The following is an 18,046-nucleotide window of genomic DNA, read 5'->3' as shown; positions in this document are numbered from 1 at the left end:
CGCGGGCCCCGGGTGGCAGACTCGCCGGTGTGAGCCCCCGCACCCGTCCCGAGGTCGCCCGCCTGGTCGACCACACGCTGCTCAAGCCCGAGGCCACGACCGCGGACGTCGCGGCCCTGGTCGCCGACGCCCGAGAGCTCGGCGTCCTGGCGGTCTGCGTGTCCCCCAACATGCTTCCCCTGACCGACGCGGGCGACCTCGTCGTCGCGACCGTCGCCGGGTTCCCCTCCGGCAAGCACACCAGCGCCGTGAAGGCCGCCGAGGCCGCGGCCGCGGTGCAGGCCGGCGCCCACGAGGTCGACATGGTCATCGACGTCGGCGCAGCGCTCGCGGGCGACGTCGACGCCGTGCGCGACGACATCGCCGCGGTCCGCACGGCCGCGCCGTCCCCGACGGTCCTGAAGGTCATCGTGGAGTCGGCGGCCCTGCCGGACGAGGTGCTGGTGGCCGTGTGCCGGGCCGCCGAGGACGCGGGGGCCGACTTCGTGAAGACGTCGACGGGTTTCCACCCGGCCGGCGGGGCGACGGTCCACGCGGTGGAGGTCATGCACGCCACCGTCGGCGGGCGCCTCGGCATCAAGGCCAGCGGCGGGATCCGGACCACCGAGGTCGCCCTCGCCCTGCTGGACGCGGGCGCGACGCGGCTGGGGCTGTCGGGTTCGGCGGCCGTCCTGGGCGGTTTGACCGACTGAGGTGGAGGGCAACGAGATGAGCACCCCGCACGGCATCGAGTGCTGGCTGACCGACATGGACGGCGTCCTCGTGCACGAGGAGCACGCCCTGCCGGGCGCCGCGGAGTTCCTGCAGCGGCTGGCCGACTCCAGCCGCCGCTTCCTGGTGCTGACCAACAACTCGATCTTCACCCCGCGCGACCTCGCCGCGCGCCTGTCGCGCAGCGGGATCGAGGTCCCGGAGGAGAACATCTGGACGTCGGCGCTGGCGACGGCGGACTTCCTGTCCCGTCAGCTCCCGGGCGGTTCGGCGTACGTCATCGGGGAGTCGGGGCTGACAACGGCGCTGTACGAGGCCGGGTACACGACGACCGACACCGACCCCGACTACGTGGTCCTGGGTGAGACCCGGACGTACTCGTTCGAGGCCATCACCAAGGCCATCCGGCTCGTGGAGGCCGGGGCCCGGTTCATCGCGACGAACCCCGACGCGACCGGCCCCTCCAAGGAGGGGTCGCTGCCGGCGACGGGGTCCGTGGCGGCCCTCATCACGCGGGCCACGGGCGCCGAACCGTACTTCGTCGGCAAACCGAACCCGATGATGTTCCGGTCGGCGATGAACCGGATCGAGGCGCACTCGGAGACGACCGCCATGATCGGGGACCGGATGGACACCGACGTCGTGGCGGGCATCGAGGCGGGGCTGCGGACGTTCCTCGTCCTCACCGGTTCCACCCGGCGCGACCAGGTGCGGCGGTTCCCGTTCCAGCCGCACCAGGTCGTCGACGGCATCGGGGACCTGATCGACCTCGTCTGAGGCCGTCAGGTGTCCCGCGGGCTCAGACCTCCGCGCCGAGGACGTGCGCCATCACGCGGTGCCCGCGGGCCTCGGAGTGACGGCTCTGCCGCTCCAGGGCGCGGGACAGGAGCAGGTGCGCGAACGCGTCGGAAGGGCTGCGGCGCACCAGGTCCCGCGCCTGCTCCTCGGCCTTGCCGAGCATGGCGGCACCGAAGTAGCTGCGGGCGAGCAGTTCCCGCAGGGAACGGTCGTCGGGGTGCCGGCGCACCAGGGGTTCCAGCGACCGGACGGCGTCGGTGAACCGGCGCTCGTCGAAGGCGTCGCGGGCCATCTCGAAGCTGAGCAGGTCGATGTTCACACGGTCTCCAACCCTGCCCCGGCCGCGCTGATTCCGGGCGGCGTGCGGGCCGCGCCCGGGACGGGTTCCCCTCGGGGACCGGCGCCGCTCGGTCGAGTTCGCCGGAGCCGAGGAGGAGCAGGTCAGCCCCAGCCCAGCTCGTGCAGGCGGGCGTCGCCGATCCCGAAGTGGTGGGCGATCTCGTGCACCACGGTGACCCGCACCTGCGCGACGACGTCGTCGCGGTCGCGGGCGATGGCCAGGGTGGGGCGGCGGAAGACGGTGATGCGGTCCGGCAGGGCACCGGAGGCCCACCACGACCCGCGCTCGGTCAGCGGCGTCCCCTCGTACAGGCCCAGCAGGTCCGGCCCGAACTCCTCCGGCGGGTCGTCCTCGACGAGGACGACGACGTTGTCCATGGCCCGCGCCAGGTCGGCGGGGACGGTGTCGAGGGCGTCGGCGACGGCCTCCTCGAACTCCTCGCGCGAGAGCTGGACCACCGCCTCAGCGGACCACGGCGACCCGGCGGCTGTCGAGCTCGCGCACCGGGGGCCGGCCCCAGCGCAGCCGCTCCACGAGCACCGCGTCCACCCCGACGCGCACGTCGGCGACCAGCGCGGACTCGGCGTGCACGTGGACCAGGGCCAGGTCGCGGGCCAGGGCCGGGTCCGGGGCCCGCAGGGTCCGCACGTGGACGATCCCGGACTCGGCGCGCGCCGGCGCGGCCGGCAGGTGGCTCACCGGCGCGCGCCGGTGGGCGATGACGGTCACCCGGTAGCGGTGGAGCTCAGGTCGCATGCGTCGATGGTCACCGCGTCGTCGCCGGCTGTCGAACATCTGGTCTCAGCTCCGTCTCAGGTCGGTCCCCGGCGGCACCACGGCGCAGCGGCCCCGGCGGTTCAGCAGCACCGGGCCCCCGGCGCGGCGGCCTTCGCGTCGGCGCGCCGCCGCTCGAACGCCGCCCGGTCCAGGGGCGGGTGCCCGTGGGCGGCGCAGCGCTCCAGGTAGGCCTCCCAGCGGTCCTGGCCGTCGATCTGGCGACGGGCCCAGCGCAGCGCCTCCAGGCCCGTCCGCAGGGCGCCCCTCACGACCGCCCCCGCGACCGTTCCAGCGCGCGGCGCTCGGCGGGCAGGACGACGATCCCGGCCGGTTCGGCCAGCCGGGACTCCACCGCCGGTTCCTCCGTGGTCGGCAGGCCCCCGGCGCGCAGGGCGCGGACGACCACGACGGCCGCGTTGACGGCGACGACCAGCACCAGCAGGGCGAACAGGGCCTGCAGCACGCCGTTGACGGTGGAGTTCGTCACGACCTGCTGCATCTGCGCGGCGTCCTTCGCGGGGGCCAGCACGTCCCCCGCGGCGAGGGCGTCGGCGTACCTGGCGCGCTGGGCGAAGTAGCCGATCGCGGGGTTGTCGGAGAACACCTTCTGGTAACCCGCGGTCATCGTCGTGACGAGGTCCCAGCCGAGCGGCACCGCGGTGACCCAGGCGTACCGGACCCGGCCGTGCTTGACGAGCAGGGTCGTCACGAGGGTCAGGGCGATGGCGGCGAGCAACTGGTTGGCGATGCCGAAGAGCGGGAACAGCTGGTTGACGCCGCCCAGGGGGTCGGTGACGCCGGTGTAGAGGAAGTAGCCCCAGGCACCGACGACGACGGCGCTGGCGAGGACGTTGCCCGGGCGCCAGGACAGGTCGCCGAACCTCTTCCACACGTTGCCCAGGGTGTCCTGGAGCATGAACCGGCCGACGCGGGTGCCGGCGTCGACGGCCGTGAGGATGAACAGGGCCTCGAACATGATCGCGAAGTGGTACCAGAACGCCTGCAGACCACCGCCGAACGCCTCGTGGAACACCTGCGAGATGCCCAGGGCCAGGGCGGGCGCCCCGCCCGTGCGGGACACGACGCTCTCCTCCCCCACGGCCCGCGCCGCGGCGGCCAGGGCCTCGGGGGACGTCGTGAACCCGAGCCCGGAGACGAAGCCCGCCGCCGACGCGGCGGTCCCGCCCGTCGCCCCGGCCGGGGAGTTCACGGCGTAGTAGAGCCCCTGGTCGATGACGGAGGCGGCGATGAGGGCGCTGATGGCGACGAAGCTCTCCGTGAGCATCCCGCCGTAGCCGATGAGCCGGACCTGCCGCTCCTTGGCGACCATCTTCGGCGTCGTGCCGGAGGAGATGAGGGCGTGGAACCCGGACAGCGCGCCGCAGGCGATGGTGATGAAGACGAACGGGAACAGCGACCCGGCGAAGACGGGGCCGTTCCCCTCGCGGGCGAAGGACGTGACGGCGTCGTTGGCCAGGACGGGGCGGGCCACGACGAGGCTGAGGGCCAGCAGGGCGATGACGCCGACCTTCATGAACGTCGAGAGGTAGTCGCGCGGGGTCAGCAGCAGCCACACGGGCAGGACCGAGGCCACGAACCCGTAGACGACGAGCGCGACGACGAGCGTCTCGGGCGACAGGGTCAGCGACTCCGCCAGCCCCCAGCGCTCGACGTAGCCGCCGCCGACGACGGCGAGCAGCAGCAGCACGACCCCGATCCCGGTCGCCTCCAGCACGCGACCGGGCCGCAGGAACCGCAGGTAGACGCCCATGAAGAGGGCGATGGGCACGGTCAGCGCGATGGAGAAGACGCCCCAGGGCGACTCGGCGAGGGCGTTGACGACGATGAGCGCCAGCACGGCCAGGATGATGACCATGATGGCGAAGACCGCGATCAGCGCGGCGACGCCGCCGACGAGGCCGATCTCCTCGCGCACCATCTGCCCCAGGCTCTTGCCGCCGCGGCGCATGGAGAAGAACAGGACGGTCAGGTCCTGCACGGCCCCGGCGAAGATCACGCCGACGACGATCCAGATCGTCCCGGGCAGGTAGCCCATCTGGGCGGCCAGGACGGGGCCCACGAGCGGTCCGGCACCGGCGATGGCGGCGAAGTGGTGCCCGAAGAGCACCCGCCGGTCGGTCACCTCGAAGTCGACGCCGTTCTCGTACCGCTCGGCCGGGGTCGCGCGGCGGTCGTCGGCCCGCAGCACCCGGTCGGTGATGAAGCGGGAGTAGAAGCGGTACGCGATGGCGTACGACGCCAGGGCCGCGAAGAGGACCCACAGCGCGTTGACGTCCTCGCCCCGGGCCAGGGCGAGGACCGTCCAGCAGGCGGCGCCCACGACGGCCACGGCCGTCCACACCACCACGGAACGGACCGAGGGGCGCCGGCGCGGCGCCACCTCGAGCTGATCGGACTCGGACCGGGCCACGTCCCGCCTCCTCGCGGTTCGACTGCGCGTGCGCTGAGCAGACTCGCACAGTCACCACGCGACTACCCGTCGGTGAGGGGCCCGTACAGCTCCGCGCGCCGGTCGGCCAGGTACGGGTTCTCCCGCTGGGCCCGCTCCACCGCCCCGGGGTCGACCCGCGCCACCAGCAGCGCCTCCCCGTGCTCGACCGAGGCCAGGACCGACCCGTCCGGGCCGACGACGCTGCTGCGGCCCACGTAGTCGAACGCCCCCTCCCGGCCGTCGTGGTCGACGTAGGCGACGTGCACCTGGTTCTCCCACGCCCGGGCCCGGACCAGCTGCTCGGCGACCCACTCGAAGGGGTGCATCTGCGCCGTCGGGACGGCCACGAGGTGGGCTCCGGCGAGCGCCGCCGCCCGGACCGCCTCGGGGAACTCCACGTCGTAGCAGATGAGCACCGCGATGCGCAGCCCGCCGAAGTCGACGGTCGTCACGAGCCGGTCACCAGCGGTGAACGCCGCGCGGTCGATCTCGCCGAACAGGTGGACCTTGCGGTGGCGGCCGAGGACCTCGCCGTCGGGGGCGACGAAGACGGCCGTGTTGAAGCAGGCGTCCCCCTCGACCTCCGGCATCCCCACCAGGAGGGCCACGGAGCGCTCCCGGGCGATCGCCACGACCCCTTCGAGCAGGCCGGGGGCCAGCGCGCGGACGCGGGCGGGGGTGTCGGGCCCCAGGTCGTAGCCGGTGAGGAACATCTCGGGGGTGATGAGCAGCCCGGCGCCGCGGGAGACGGCCTCGGCGGCGGCCCGGTCGAGCGCGGCGAGGTTGGCCGCGGGGTCGCCGGTGGTCCCGGCGGTCTGGAGGCAGGCGATGTCCACGCGGGCGACCCTAGGGGTCGAGGCGCGCGGAGCGGGTGCCCATCCGTGGCAGGATCCTCCGCGTGCGATTGGCTGAGCAGCTCGACGGCAAGCGTTTCCTCCTGACCGGGGTGACGGGCTTCATCGGTGAGGCGTTGCTGCAGCGTCTGCTGGTCGACCTCCCCGGGACGACGGCCGTGGCCCTGGTGCGGCCCAAGCCCGGCCAGAGCGGTGAGGACCGGCTGCGGTCGCTGCTGCGCAAGCCGATCTTCCGCGCCGCCGGCGAGGTCGACGACCTGCTCAAGACGCGCGTGGAGGCCCTCGAGGGCGACCTGTCGAACGTGCCGGAGCTGCCCTCCGACATCGACGTCGTCGTGCACTGCGCGGGCGACGTGTCGTTCGACCCGCTGATCCAGGACGCCTTCACCACCAACGTCGTCGGCACCCGGGCGCTGGTCGAGCGCACCCTGGAGGCCAGCGGGCGCGGCCACGGGGCCGTGCACTACGTGCACGTGTCCACCGCCTACGTCGGCGGCCGCCGCCGCGGCGCGGTCCCCGAGCGGGCCGTCGAGCACGACGTCGACTGGCGCAGCGAGACCGAGGCCGGGCTGCGGCTGGCCGCGCGCATCGAGGAGGACTCCCGCCTGGAGGAGCGCCTGAAGGGGTTCCTGCGCGCCGCCGAGCGCGACCACGGCCGCGCCGGGCCGCTGTCGGTGGCCGCCGGCGCCGAGGAGCGCCGCGTGAAGTGGGTCGTCGCCCAGCAGAAGGCCGCGGGCCTGGAGCGGGCGCGCACGCTGGGCTGGACGGACTGCTACACGTTCACCAAGGCCATGGGCGAGCGGCTGGTCGAGGAGATCGCGGCCCCCGTGATCCCGACGACCGTGCTGCGCCCGAGCATCGTCGAGTCGGCCGTGAAGCACCCCAGCCCCGGCTGGATCGAGGGCTTCAAGATGGCCGAGCCGATCATCCTGGCCTACGGGCGCGGGGAGCTGACCGAGTTCCCGGCCGCCCCCGACTCGGTGATGGACGTCGTGCCGATCGACCACGTCGTCAACGCCATCCTCAAGGCGTCGGCGACCCCGCCGCCGCTGTCGCAGCCGGCGTACTACCACGTGTCCTCCGGGGCCCGGAACCCGCTGACGTTCCGGGAGATCTACGAGTACATCCGCGAGTACTTCACCGCGCACCCGTTCGACTCCTCCCCCGCGGTCATGCCGACGTGGGACTTCCCCGGGGGCCGCGCCGTCGAGCGCAAGATCCGCGCCGGGGAGCTGCTGACGGGTGCGGGCGACCGGCTGCTGGCCTTCGCCCCGCGCTCGCGCAAGGTGCGCGAGGCGTCCCGCAAGCTGGACGGGGCGCGCCGCCAGATCGACTTCGCCCGCCGCTACATGGACCTGTACAAGGCGTACACCGAGGCCGAGCTGCGGTTCGTCGACGACAACACCCTGGCCCTGCACCGGGCGCTGGACCCGGCCGACGTGGAGCTGTTCGGCTTCGACACCTCCCAGGTCGACTGGCGGCACTACTGGCTGGAGTCGCACTGCCCCAGCGTCACGGCCCAGATGCGCAAGTACGAGGAGATCCGCCGCCGCCGCAAGCAGGCCGAGGCCTCCGGGCCCCGCGCGCTGCAGCCGGTCGCCGCGGGCGACGCCCCCGTCCTGGCGGTCTTCGACCTCGCCGGGACCCTGCTGCCGGGCACGGTCGTCGACACCTACCTCACGCTGCGACTGTCCTCGCTGGACGCCCCCGCGCGCATCGCGGAGTTCGGCCGGGTCATGCGCCACCTGCCGGGCTGGATCGCCGCCGAGCGCCGCGACCGCGGCAGCTTCCTGCGCTCGCTGTTCCGCGGGTACGCCGGCGTCGACCTCGACGCGCTGGAGCAGTACGTCGACGACGTCTTCGCCCCGGGCTTCCTGGCCTCGATCTCCTCCGACGCGCTGCGCCGCATCCAGGCCCACCGCGACGCCGGGCACCGCACGGTCCTCATGACCGGCGACGTCCGCCAGGTCACCCGGCCGCTGGCGGGGCTGTTCGACGAGGTCGTGTGCACCGAGCTCGACGAGGCCGTCGTGGACGGCACCCGCCGCGCCAGCGGGTTCCTCACCTCCCCGCCGCTGGTGGGTGAGGCGCGCGCGGCCTGGGTGCGCCGCTACGCCGAGGTCGAGGGCGCGAACCTGTCCGCCAGCTACGCCTACGCCGACTCCCACGTGGACCTGCCGCTGCTGAAGTCGGTGGGCAACCCCACCGCCGTCTCGCCGGACGTGCCGCTGTTCCGGGTGGCGCGCGGCTCCCGCTGGCCCGTCGCGGACTGGGCCGCGTCGTCGCCGGCGCGGCGACTGCGGGTGCCGCAGCAGGTGCTGGCGGGCACCGACTGACGCACGGGCCGACAGGGCGCCGCGGACCCCGCCGGGGACCCGCGTGGCAGGATGCGCGGTGTGAACTCCGCACCGTCGAGCAGTCCCCGTCCCGGTCGCAGCGGACCGCGGGTGCTGGGGACCGAAGGATGGCGAGTCTGATGGGGATCCCGCGACCGACCCGGATCGTGCGGGCACTGCCGTTGCTGCGCAAGCACTCCGGCGGCGCTCCCGGCAACGGGGGCGGCGGCCGCTCGGTGCACCGCAACGACTGGGTGCGCTCGGCCCCGGCGACGCTGGTGCGCTCGACGCTGCAGCGCGTCCTGATGACCCCGGTGCTGCGCTCGCAGCTGTCGATCCACGTCCACAACGTCGAGGCCCTGGACCGGCTGGGGACGGCGGCCGTGCTGGTCGCCAACCACTCCTCGCACCTGGACGCCCCGGTGATCCTGGAGGCCCTGGGCGCGCGCCGGCGCCGGCGGGTGGCGATCGCGGCCGCGGCCGACTACTTCTTCGACGTCTGGTGGCGGGCGGCCCCCTCGGGCCTGGTCATCGGGACGTACCCGCTGGAGCGGCGCGGCGGCCGGGGGTCGAACCCGTCGGCGCAGCTGCTCGCGGACGGCTGGAGCCTGGTGATCTTCGCCGAGGGCGGCCGCAGCTACACGGGCGAGATGCGCCCGTTCAAGAAGGGGGCCGCGTACCTGGCCCTGGAGGCCGGCGTGCCGGTCGTCCCGATCGCGCTGCGCGGCACGTTCGAGGCCATGCCGCCGCGGCGGAACTGGCCGGTGCCGGGCCGCCCGGCCGTGCACGTGACGTTCGGCGAGCCGCTGCACGGGCGCGAGGGCGAGAGGGCCGGGGACTTCACCCCGCGCATCGAGGAAGCGGTCGCCAAGCTCCTGGCGAACTCCTGACCCGTGTGATCTGCACCACTCCGGTGGGGGTCCGCCCCGCCCGGTGGCGGGGTTCAGGTCACGACCGGGTCTCTCGACGGTGTACGGGGAGCTTCTGAGGCGTTACCGTCGGAACGTCCCCGGGGCCACTCGGGGACGCGGCCGCGGAACGCCGAGTCCTGCCCACCGCGCGCCGGAACAGAGCCCGTGGGCAGGAGCGGGGGACCCACACGTTCCTCGGACGACCTCCCCGGAGGGAGTCCTCGGGGTGAAGCCGCGCCCGCGCGGCCGGGTCAACCAACCTTCGACCCGAACCCGACAGCTGACCTCGCAGGCGTTGGAGGTCAGCATGCCTGCGATCCGTCGCGCCCCCGCGCACCCGCGCGCGTCCGTCCCGTCCAGCACGACCCTGCGTCGCGGGCTCCTCGCGGCGGTCGCCGCGGGCGCCGCCGGTGCCGCGGTCCTCGGGCCCGTCTCCAGCGCCTCCGCCGCGCCGGTCTCCGAGTGGGACCGCCTCGCCCGGTGCGAGTCCGGCGGCAACTGGCACATCAACACCGGCAACGGCTACTACGGCGGGATCCAGTTCAGCCCCCGCACGTGGACCGGCTTCGGCGGCGGCCAGTACGCCCCCCGCGCCGACCTCGCCTCCCGTGAGCAGCAGATCGTCGTCGCCGAGCGCGTCCTGGCCGTGCAGGGCTGGCGGGCCTGGCCCTCCTGCTCGCGCCGTCTCGGCCTGAGCGGTGCGGCCGACCCCGTCGGCCAGGAGGCGGCCCTGCTGCACCCCGCCCCGGCCCCTGCGCCCGCCCCGGCCCCTGCGCCCGCTCCGGCCGCCGCGCCCGCCCCGGCTCCCGCGCCTGCCCCAGCTCCGGCGCCCGCCCCGGCCCCGGTCCCGGTCGTGGAGGCCGCTCCCGCCGCCCAGCGCACCTACACGGTCGCCCCCGGCGACACCCTGTACCGGATCGCCGTGAACAACCGCGTCCCCGGCGGCTACGTGGCCGTGTGGAACGTCAACCGCGGCGCCATCGGCGACAACCCGGCCCACATCCGCGTCGGCCAGGTGCTCGTCCTGCCCTGACCCGGGCGCGCTCGACCCCCGGCGCCGCGCGCCGGCCCCGCACGTGCTCGATCACGGGAGTGCTCGATCACGAGAGTGCTTGATCACCACCGGGAGGCATCCCCCCTCGTGGTGATCAAGCACGACGGTGATCAAGCACGACGGTGGTCGAGCACGACGGTGGTCGAGCACCGCGGGGCGGTGCGGGTCAGGGCCGCTGGCCGAACACGTGCCGCCGCACCCACGCGTGCATGGCGACCGCGGCGGCGGCTCCCACGTTGATCGAGCGGGTGGAGCCGAACTGGGCGATGGCCAGGACGTCGACGCAGTGGCCGACGGCCTCGCCGGTCAGCCCCGGCCCCTCCTGCCCGAAGAGCATCACGCACTCGCGGGGCAGGTCGTAGGTCTCCAGCGGGACCGACCCCTCGACGTTGTCGATGCCCACGATCGGCAGGCCCCGCTCGGCGGCCCACGCCGCCAGCGCCGCCACGTCGGCGTGGTGGTGGGTGCTGAGGTACCGGTCGGTGACCATGGCCCCGCGGCGGTTCCACCGGCGGTTCCCCACGACGTGGGCGCCGGCGGCGTTCACCGCGTTGGCCGTCCGCACGACCGAGCCGATGTTCGCGTCGTGCTGCCAGTTCTCCACCGCGACGTGCAGCGGGTTCCGGCGGGTGTCGAGGTCGGCGACGATGGCGGCGTTCGACCAGTAGCGGTACCCGTCGAGCACGTTGCGCCGGTCCCCCTCGCGCAGCAGCTCCGGGTCGTAGCGCGGGTCGTCGGGCCAGTCCCCTTCCCAGGGCCCGACGCCGACGACCCGCTGCTCCGCCTCGCTCACCCCAGGATCATCCCAGGGTTCAGGCCGCCTTCCGCCACGCCGACCGCAGCCCCAGCGACCGCCCCGTCTGCAGCAGGCTGTTCTCGTACAGGCGGCGCGCGACGCTGACGAACAGGACCGCCGTCAGGGCGATGACGCCCAGCGACACCAACGGTTCCCACAGCGCGACGTCGCCCTGCACGACCCGCTTCGGCATCACCATCGGCGACGTCAGCGGGACGTAGCTCAGGACGGTCTGCAGCGTCCCCGGGTCGTTGGTGAAGAACGTCGCGAAGAACGGCAGCATGACGAACATCTGCACGGGCGTCGCGGTCGACTGCAGGTCCTCCAGCCGGCTGGCCATCGCACCGGCCGCCGCCCACAGGCAGGACAGCATCGCGAACCCGAAGAGGAAGAACACCAGGAACCAGACCGCCGCGGTCGGGATGCCCGGGATGGAGGACAGCAGGTCCGGCTGGGCGACCGCCAGCGCCCCCACGCCCGCGGCGACGAGGAGGACCACCTGCCCGAACGCGAGGATCCCGTTGCCCAGGATCTTGCCGATGAGCAGCTGGCGCACCGGGACCGTCGTCACGAGCAGTTCAATGACGCGGGTCTGCTTCTCCTGCACCACGCTCTGGGCGATGGAGTACCCGAAGATGATGACGATCTGGAAGAAGATGATCGCGAACGCCAGCCCCAGCAGGTAGACCGTCAGCGGGTCCACCGCGTCGGGGGCCAGCAGCCGCGTCGTCGGCGGCGGCAGCGACAGGACCCGCTCGACGTCGGCGCGGTCGACGCCGAAGGCCTCGAACCCGGCGACGGTCCGGGCCGCGGTGACCCGGCCGGTGAGGATCGAGGTGAGGGTGTCGGGGACGGTGCGGTCCCCCACGATCGAGACCGCGTCCGGCCCCACGAGGACGGCGGCGTCGACGTCACCGGCGCGCACGGCGGCCTCGGCCGCGGCGACGTCGGCGGCCTCGCGCAGGTGGACCCGGTCGTCGCGGTCCTCGGCCGGCAGCGCCGTCGCGACGAGGGGCCGGGACTCCGCCGTGACGGCCACGTCGTAGTCGTTCGTCCCGCCGGAGAACACCCCCGGCAGGACCGCCGCGGCGGCGACGATGAGGAAGAGGAGCAGCGTCGAGAAGATGAACCCCTTGTCCCGCAACCGCTCGGTCATCTCGCGCTGCGCGACGATCCACCACTGGCCCCTCACCGGGACACCTCCTGGAACAGTTCGGACAAGGTGGGCAGCAGCGGCGCGAAGGAGCGCACCGGGCCGCGGCGGACGGCCTCGGCCAGGACCTGCTGGTCCAGGTCGGGGCGGCCGTCGAGGAGTTCGAGGACCACGCCCCGCGGGCGGCGCTCGACCAGGCGCACGCCGGGGACGTCGCGGACCCAGTCCAGGTCGGCGTCGGAGACGAGCTCGTAGCGGGACCCGCCGCGCTCGCGGCGCAGCTTCTCCGGTTCCCCCGACGCCACGACGCGGCCGCGGTGCAGGATGACGAGGTCGTCGCAGAGGCGGTCGACGAGGTCGAGCTGGTGGCTGGAGAACAGCACCCCCACCCCGGCCGCGGTCTTCTCCCGCAGCAGGTCCGCCATGGCGTCGACCGCGAGCGGGTCCAGGCCGGAGAACGGTTCGTCGAGGACGAGGAGCTCGGGGTCGTGGACGAGGGAGGCCGCGACCTGCACGCGCTGCTGGTTCCCCAGCGACAGCGACTCCAGCTTGTCGTCCGCGCGGTCCCCCAGCCCGAGGCGGTTCAGGAGTTCCCGGCCGCGCCGGGCCGCGACACCGCGGTCGACGCCGTGCAGGCGGGCGAGGAAGACGAGCTGCTCCAGCAACCGGCCCTTGGGGTAGAGGCCGCGTTCCTCGGGCATGTACCCGAAGCGGCGGCGCAGGGCCAGGTCCGGCACCTGCCCGCGGAAGGTGACCGTCCCGGAGTCGGCGGCCAGGACACCCAGGGCGATCCGCATCGTCGTGGTCTTCCCGGCACCGTTCGCGCCGACGAAACCGACCATGCGCCCGTCGGGGACGCTGAGGCTGACGTCGTCGAGGGCGAGGCGGTCACCGAACCTGCGGGTGATGTTGTCGAGGACGAGCACGCACCGAACCTATGCACCGGCTGGGAGGGGCCGCGTCCACCGAACGTCTAAGTCCACCGCACGGCTAGGGGGTGGCGTGGACCCGCACCGCGGTGGCCTTGACGGCCAGGTGCACGACCGTCCCGGGGACCAGGTCGAGCTCGGCGGCCGCGGCGACGGTGAGGTCGGCCAGGACGTCGTGCCCGCCCAGGGCGGCGCGCAGCCGCACCACCTCCCCGCGGGGCGTGACGTCCAGGACGGTCGCGCTCCAGCGGTTGCGCGGGCTGCCACCGGGGTCGGTGGCGTGGACCGAGACGGCGGTGGGGCTGAACAGGGCGACCCCGCGCTCGCCCGCCTCCCCCGTCACCGCCCCGGCGACGACGGTCCCGTCGTCGGTGCGCAGGCCCCCGGCGGTGAGGGTCCCGGGCAGCAGCACGAGCCCGGCCAGCTGGGCGCCGAACGCGCTGCGCGGGCGGGACAGGACGTCCTGCACGGGGCCGCGCTCGGCGACGCGGCCGTCCTCGACGACGACGACCCGGTCGGCGAGGGCGAGGGCGTCCAGCGGGTCGTGCGTGACGAGCACCGCCGAGCGGCCCGGTGCGCGCAGCACGCGGCGCAGCACCTGCCGGACCTGCGGGGCGGCCGTGACGTCGAGGGCGGCCAGCGGCTCGTCGAGCAGCAGCAGCCGGGGCCCGGTGGCCAGGGCGCGGGCGAGCGCGGCGCGCTGGGCCTGGCCGCCGGACAGCTCCCGGGGGCGGCGGCGGGCCAGGTCGGCCAGCCCGACGTCGGCGAGCAGCTCGCGGGCCCGGGCCAGCGCCTGCGCCCGGGGCGTCCCGGTGCTGCGCGGTCCGAAGGCGACGTTGGCCTCGACGCTCAGGTGGGGGAACAGCAGGGCGTCCTGGGCGAGCAGGGCGGTGCCGCGCCGGTGCGGGGGGACGAAGACGCCGTCCCCGGCGAGGACGCGGCCGTCGAGGACGACGCGCCCGGCGGTGGGCCGCAGCAGCCCGGCGAGCAGCCCCAGCAGCGTCGACTTCCCGGCGCCGTTCGGGCCGAGGACGGCCAGGACCTCCCCCGCCGGGACGTCGAGGTCCAGGGCCACCCCGCGGGGGGCGAACTCGACGTGGACGTCCAGGCTCACAGCGCGCCCCGCCGCCCCCGCACGGCGACGACCACGACGACCGCGACGACGACGAGGACCAGGGACAGCGCGGCCGCGGCGTCGGGGTCGGTCTCGCGCTGCAGGTAGACCTCCAGCGGCAGGGTGCGGGTGACGCCCTGCAGGCTGCCCGCGAAGGTGAGGGTCGCGCCGAACTCCCCCAGCGCACGCGCGAAGGCCAGGACCGCGCCGGACAGGACACCGGGCGCGACGAGCGGCAGGGTGATGCGGAACAGCACCCGGCTGGGTGAGGCGCCCAGGGTCGCGGCGACCGACTCGTAGCGCCGGCCGGCGGTGCGCAGGGTCCCCTCCAGGCTCAGGACGAGGAACGGCAGCGACACGAACGTCTGCGCGACGACGACGGCGAGCGTCGTGAACGGCACCGTGACCCCGAACGCCGACAGCGCGGGACCGAGCAACCCGTTGCGGCCCAGGGCGGAGAGCAGGGCGAACCCGCCGACGACGGGTGGCAGTACGAGGGGCAGCAGGACGACCGAGCGCAGCGCGCGCAGCCCGGGGAAGCTGCCGCGGGCCAGGACGAGGGCCATCGGGACCCCCAGCAGCAGGCACAGCAGGGTGCTGGCGGTGGCGGTCCGCAGGCTCAGGGCCAGGGCCGCGCGCGAGGAGTCGGAGGTGACGAGCGGGACGAAGCGGGCCCAGTCCACGCGCGAGACCACCCCGAGCAGCGGGAGGGCGAACAGCAGCAGGCCCAGGGCGGCGGGCGCGAGCACCCAGCGCGGCAGCGCGCTGCCCTCCGCCGCACCGCCGCGGCGGGTCACGGCGCGGGGGTGCCGAACCCGGCGGCGCTCAGGACCGGGCGCCCCTGCGGCCCGGTGACGAAGGCGACGAACTCCGCCGCGAGGCCGGCGTCGCCGCTGTCGCGCAGCGCCGCGATCGGGTAGGTGTTCACGGCCCCGGCGGCCTCGGGGAACGCCACCCCGGTGACGGCGTCGCCCGCGGCGGCGACGTCGGTGACGTACACCAGGCCCGCGTCGGCCTCCCCGGAGGTGACCTTGCCGAGGACGTCGGTGACCGAGGACTCCTCGCTGACGGGCGCGAGCGTGACGCCGGTCTCGTCCTGGAGGGTCTGCGCGGCGGCCCCGCAGGGGACCTGCGCCGCGCAGACGACGACCTTCAGCCCCGGCCGCGCCAGGTCGGCGAACCCCGTGACGCCCGCGGGGTTGCCCGGCGCGGTGGCGATCTCCAGGACGTTGGTCGCGAAGTCGACGGGGTCCCCGGCGGTCAGGGAGGCGGCGGTGACCTTCGCCATGTTCCGCTCGTCGGCCGAGGCGAACACGTCCGCGGGGGCGCCCTCGGTGAGCTGGGCGGCGAGGTCGGAGGAACCGGCGAAGGAGAACCGCACCCGCGCGCCGGGGTGGGCCTGCTCGAACCGCGCGCCGATGCGCGTGAAGCTGGCCTGCAGGGAGGCGGCGGCGAAGACCGTCAGCGTCCCCGCCCCCGTTCCCGCCGCGCCGGGGGCGCCGTCGGCGGGGGTCCCGCAGGAGGTGAGCAGGGCCCCGGCGGCGACCAGGGCGAGCAGCGGGCGCGGCCTCACGAGGTGCCCCCGTCGGGGGTCTCGACGATGACGGTGGTGGCCTTGACGACGGCGGTCGCCCGGCTGCCCGGTGCGAGCCCGAGCTCCTCGGCGGCCTCGCGGCTCATGAGGGAGACGACGCGGTGCGGACCGCACTGCATCTCGACCTGGGCCATGACGCCGTCGAGGACGACGCGCGTGACGAGCCCGGCGAAGCGGTTGCGGGCCGAGCGGGCGACGCCCGTGGTGTCGGGGGCGGCGGCCGCGGCGTGCTCGGTGGCGAACCGGGCCAGGTCGGCGCCCCCGACGACGGTGCGCCCGGCGTCGTCCTTGCTGCTGGGCAGCGTCCCGGAGTCGGTCCAGCGGCGGGCGGTGTCGTCGGAGACGCCGAGGAGGTCGGCGACGTCGCGGATCCGGTACTGGGCCACGACCCGATGCTAGCCGCAGGTGCGGTTCGGCGCGGCGCCCACAGCCGCAGGTGCGGTCAGCGGGGGGTGGTGAGCAGCTCGGTCATCTCCGGCAGGTCGAAGACCTGCGCCACGGCGAGCCCGGACTGCCGGCCCAGCGCCGGGTCGGCCCCGGCGTCCAGGAGGGTCTCCACGACGGGCCGGGCCTGCCGGAACACCGCCGCCCCCAGCGCGGTCTGGCCCTTGTCGTTGACCCGGGAGTGGTCCGCGCCCCGCTTGACGAGGGCCCGCACCGTCTCGGCGTGCGCGTGGTAGGCCGCCAGGATCAGCAGCGTGTCCCCGACCGAGTTGGTGAGGTTCACCGGCACCCCCGCGTCGACGCGCTCGGCCAGGGCCGCGGTCTCGCCCTCGCGGGCCAGGTCGAACGTCTCCTGCAGGAAGCGCAGCTCGTCCTCGCTCAAAGCCTCGGTCACCGACGGATCGTAACCGGGCCGCCGAGGGGGCGCGGTGGCGATCGTCGTGACCACGCTGCCGGTGATCGGCAGCGTGGTCACAGCGATCGCAACCCCACGCCCGGTGCGCAGCGGTCCGCCGACCGGCTGATCCCAGCCGCCTCCGGTCATCCTCTGGGCTGATCTCCAGCCCGGGGCCGTCCTGGGCCGCCGGATCGGGACTTACCCTGGGGTCGTGTCCTTCCTCGCCGAGTTCTCGGCCGCGCTGACGTCCTCCGCACCGTCCGCCGTCCCCGCGCTCCTGCCGGACTGGGCCAGCCCCGAGCACTTCCTCGACTCCCTCGGCCCCGCGGCGCTGTGGGTGGCGATCGCGATCGTGTTCGTCGAGTGCGGGCTGTTCATGTTCTTCCTGCCCGGCGACTCCCTGCTGTTCACCGTGGGCCTGTTCACCCACTCGGGGATCCTCAAGGACCCGCTGTGGCTGTCGTGCCTGCTGCTGTCGGTCGCGGCGTTCCTCGGCAACGTCGCCGGCTACGAGATCGGCCGCAAGGCCGGGCCGGCGCTCTTCGACCGGCCGGGCTCGAAGATCCTCACCCCCAAGCGCATCGCCCAGACGCGTGAGTTCTTCGAGAAGTACGGCGCTCGCGCGATCATCCTGGCCCGCTTCGTGCCCGTCGTGCGCACCTTCATCACCCTCGCCGCGGGCGCCGGGGCCATGTCCCGCAGGGTGTTCCTGACGTTCTCGGCCATCGGCGCGGTCGCCTGGGCCACCGGCATCACCCTGCTCGGCTACGCCCTGGGCAGCGTGTCCCTCATCCGCAACAACCTCGAGGTCGGCCTCCTGCTGCTCGTGGTGCTCTCCCTCATCCCCGTCGGCATCGAGTACCTGCGCGGCCGCGCCAAGGACCGCCGCCAGGCCGGGGCCGAGGCCGGGACCGGGCCGAGGACCCCCGAGAACCAGCACTGACCCGCCCGGGGCAGGATGCTCCCGTGGCCCGTCGACGCTTGCTCCTGTCCCTGCGCTGGGGGGACATGGACGCCTACCGCCACGTCAACAACGTCGAGGTCCTGCGGCTGCTGGAGGAGGCGCGCGTGCGCGCCTTCGGCGTCGCCGCCCCCGACGGCTCCGCGTCGATGCTCGCGACGGGCACGGTCGTGGCCAAGCACACCGTCGAGTACCTGCTGCCGCTGGACTACCGCCCCGAACCGGTCGCCGTGGACCTGTGGGTCGGGCGCACGGGCGGGGCCAGCTTCGAGGTGGACTACGAGATCCGCGAACCCGACGACTCCAGGACGTACGTGCGCGCCTCCACGGTGTGCGTCTCCTACGACTTCGACACCGGCCGCCCCCGGCGCCTCGCGGACGACGAGCGGGCCCGCCTGACGGCCCTCGCCGGCTGAGGGTCGCCT

General features: G+C 74.5%; 21 protein-coding genes and 1 riboswitch. Of the genes, 7 read left to right on the top strand and 14 right to left on the bottom strand.

Translation table 11 applies throughout. The features are described 5' to 3' along the window. The first annotated feature begins 29 nt into the window (after positions 1-29). Both deoC and BJ968_RS13800 read left to right on the top strand, forming a co-directional pair. The gene (gene deoC, locus BJ968_RS13805; RefSeq protein WP_179752739.1) at positions 30-692 is read left to right on the top strand and encodes a deoxyribose-phosphate aldolase; all 663 of its coding nucleotides are present in this window, start codon (positions 30-32) and stop codon (positions 690-692) included. Positions 693-708: 16 nt separating this feature from the next. Further along, positions 709-1,488: an HAD-IIA family hydrolase gene (locus BJ968_RS13800; RefSeq protein ID WP_179752737.1), complete on the top strand. Its 780-nt coding sequence runs from the start codon at positions 709-711 to the stop codon at positions 1,486-1,488. A 22-nt stretch (positions 1,489-1,510) separates the two neighbouring features. On the opposite strand, the gene BJ968_RS13795 is transcribed toward BJ968_RS13800, so the two are convergent. The 6 genes from BJ968_RS13795 to BJ968_RS13770 all read right to left on the bottom strand — a co-directional run bounded on the left by BJ968_RS13795 (position 1,511) and on the right by BJ968_RS13770 (position 5,914). Next, complete coding sequence (locus BJ968_RS13795; RefSeq protein ID WP_179752735.1) at positions 1,511-1,828, bottom strand: tetratricopeptide repeat protein; 318 nt, start codon at positions 1,826-1,828, stop codon at positions 1,511-1,513. 122 nt (positions 1,829-1,950) lie between these two features. Beyond that, positions 1,951-2,307: a metallopeptidase family protein gene (locus tag BJ968_RS13790; RefSeq protein ID WP_179752734.1), complete on the bottom strand. Its 357-nt coding sequence runs from the start codon at positions 2,305-2,307 to the stop codon at positions 1,951-1,953. A 4-nt stretch (positions 2,308-2,311) separates the two neighbouring features. Then, positions 2,312-2,605 carry a hypothetical protein gene (locus BJ968_RS13785; RefSeq protein ID WP_179752733.1) on the bottom strand — a complete coding sequence of 98 codons (294 nt, stop codon included), beginning with the start codon at positions 2,603-2,605 and terminating at the stop codon, positions 2,312-2,314. Between the two features lie 101 nt (positions 2,606-2,706). Continuing rightward, the gene (locus BJ968_RS13780; RefSeq protein ID WP_179752732.1) at positions 2,707-2,895 is read right to left on the bottom strand and encodes a CstA-like transporter-associated (seleno)protein; all 189 of its coding nucleotides are present in this window, start codon (positions 2,893-2,895) and stop codon (positions 2,707-2,709) included. After that, positions 2,892-5,057, bottom strand: a complete 2,166-nt coding sequence (locus BJ968_RS13775; RefSeq protein ID WP_343078019.1) for a carbon starvation CstA family protein — start codon at positions 5,055-5,057, stop codon at positions 2,892-2,894. The genes BJ968_RS13780 and BJ968_RS13775 overlap by 4 nt, the downstream gene beginning before the upstream one ends. A gap of 62 nt (positions 5,058-5,119) precedes the next feature. Next, on the bottom strand, positions 5,120-5,914 hold the full coding sequence (locus BJ968_RS13770) for a nitrilase-related carbon-nitrogen hydrolase (protein ID WP_179752731.1): 795 nt from the start codon (positions 5,912-5,914) through the stop codon (positions 5,120-5,122). Positions 5,915-5,976: 62 nt separating this feature from the next. Between BJ968_RS13770 and BJ968_RS13765 the strand changes: the two genes are divergently transcribed. From BJ968_RS13765 to BJ968_RS25740, 3 genes are all read left to right on the top strand, one after another. After that, entirely contained in the window at positions 5,977-8,268 is a 2,292-nt protein-coding gene (locus BJ968_RS13765; protein ID WP_179752730.1) for an SDR family oxidoreductase, read from the top strand. Positions 8,269-8,408: 140 nt separating this feature from the next. Further along, positions 8,409-9,158 carry a lysophospholipid acyltransferase family protein gene (locus BJ968_RS13760; RefSeq protein ID WP_179752729.1) on the top strand — a complete coding sequence of 250 codons (750 nt, stop codon included), beginning with the start codon at positions 8,409-8,411 and terminating at the stop codon, positions 9,156-9,158. Between the two features lie 160 nt (positions 9,159-9,318). Further along, a riboswitch (cyclic di-AMP (ydaO/yuaA leader) is annotated at positions 9,319-9,489 on the top strand. Then, positions 9,487-10,212: a LysM peptidoglycan-binding domain-containing protein gene (locus tag BJ968_RS25740; RefSeq protein WP_179752727.1), complete on the top strand. Its 726-nt coding sequence runs from the start codon at positions 9,487-9,489 to the stop codon at positions 10,210-10,212. (Overlaps the previous riboswitch by 3 nt.) A gap of 187 nt (positions 10,213-10,399) precedes the next feature. On the opposite strand, the gene BJ968_RS13750 is transcribed toward BJ968_RS25740, so the two are convergent. The 8 genes from BJ968_RS13750 to BJ968_RS13715 all read right to left on the bottom strand — a co-directional run bounded on the left by BJ968_RS13750 (position 10,400) and on the right by BJ968_RS13715 (position 16,657). Further along, positions 10,400-11,026, bottom strand: a complete 627-nt coding sequence (locus BJ968_RS13750) for a TrmH family RNA methyltransferase (RefSeq protein WP_179752725.1) — start codon at positions 11,024-11,026, stop codon at positions 10,400-10,402. A gap of 19 nt (positions 11,027-11,045) precedes the next feature. Beyond that, positions 11,046-12,221, bottom strand: a complete 1,176-nt coding sequence (locus tag BJ968_RS13745; protein WP_179752723.1) for an ABC transporter permease — start codon at positions 12,219-12,221, stop codon at positions 11,046-11,048. Beyond that, on the bottom strand, positions 12,218-13,108 hold the full coding sequence (locus tag BJ968_RS26685) for an ATP-binding cassette domain-containing protein (RefSeq protein WP_179752721.1): 891 nt from the start codon (positions 13,106-13,108) through the stop codon (positions 12,218-12,220). Before BJ968_RS26685 ends, BJ968_RS13745 begins: the two co-directional genes overlap by 4 nt. A 64-nt stretch (positions 13,109-13,172) precedes the next feature. Continuing rightward, a complete protein-coding gene (locus tag BJ968_RS13735) occupies positions 13,173-14,225 on the bottom strand; it encodes a sulfate/molybdate ABC transporter ATP-binding protein (RefSeq protein ID WP_179752719.1) in 1,053 nt (350 codons plus the stop codon). After that, entirely contained in the window at positions 14,222-15,022 is an 801-nt protein-coding gene (locus BJ968_RS13730) for an ABC transporter permease (RefSeq protein WP_179752717.1), read from the bottom strand. The genes BJ968_RS13735 and BJ968_RS13730 overlap by 4 nt, the downstream gene beginning before the upstream one ends. Beyond that, positions 15,019-15,798 carry a molybdate ABC transporter substrate-binding protein gene (modA, locus tag BJ968_RS13725; RefSeq protein ID WP_343078016.1) on the bottom strand — a complete coding sequence of 260 codons (780 nt, stop codon included), beginning with the start codon at positions 15,796-15,798 and terminating at the stop codon, positions 15,019-15,021. The genes BJ968_RS13730 and modA overlap by 4 nt, the downstream gene beginning before the upstream one ends. Further along, the gene (locus tag BJ968_RS25725) at positions 15,795-16,205 is read right to left on the bottom strand and encodes a TOBE domain-containing protein (RefSeq protein ID WP_179752716.1); all 411 of its coding nucleotides are present in this window, start codon (positions 16,203-16,205) and stop codon (positions 15,795-15,797) included. The genes modA and BJ968_RS25725 overlap by 4 nt, the downstream gene beginning before the upstream one ends. Before the next feature lie 56 nt (positions 16,206-16,261). Beyond that, positions 16,262-16,657 (bottom strand): ankyrin repeat domain-containing protein, encoded by a 396-nt coding sequence (locus BJ968_RS13715; protein WP_179752715.1) that lies wholly within the window; start codon positions 16,655-16,657, stop codon positions 16,262-16,264. Between the two features lie 214 nt (positions 16,658-16,871). On the opposite strand from BJ968_RS13715, the gene BJ968_RS13710 reads away from it, so the two are divergent. Beyond that, complete coding sequence (locus tag BJ968_RS13710) at positions 16,872-17,603, top strand: VTT domain-containing protein (protein WP_179752714.1); 732 nt, start codon at positions 16,872-16,874, stop codon at positions 17,601-17,603. Positions 17,604-17,626: 23 nt separating this feature from the next. Beyond that, on the top strand, positions 17,627-18,037 hold the full coding sequence (locus tag BJ968_RS13705; protein ID WP_343078015.1) for an acyl-CoA thioesterase: 411 nt from the start codon (positions 17,627-17,629) through the stop codon (positions 18,035-18,037). The last annotated feature ends 9 nt before the right edge of the window (positions 18,038-18,046 follow it).

It is taken from the genome of Kineococcus aurantiacus (assembly GCF_013409345.1).
GTDB lineage: Bacteria > Actinomycetota > Actinomycetes > Actinomycetales > Kineococcaceae > Kineococcus > Kineococcus aurantiacus.
The sequence above is the reverse complement of the archived record's forward strand: the minus strand, read 5'-3'. Positions and strand labels throughout refer to the sequence as shown.

Coding starts and splice junctions, on each gene's coding strand:
- BJ968_RS13800 (WP_179752737.1), top strand. CDS start 709: ATGAGCACCCCGCACGGCATCGAGTGCTGGCTGACCGACATGGACGGC.
- BJ968_RS13785 (WP_179752733.1), bottom strand. CDS start 2,605: ATGCGACCTGAGCTCCACCGCTACCGGGTGACCGTCATCGCCCACCGG.
- BJ968_RS13760 (WP_179752729.1), top strand. CDS start 8,409: ATGGGGATCCCGCGACCGACCCGGATCGTGCGGGCACTGCCGTTGCTG.
- BJ968_RS25740 (WP_179752727.1), top strand. CDS start 9,487: ATGCCTGCGATCCGTCGCGCCCCCGCGCACCCGCGCGCGTCCGTCCCG.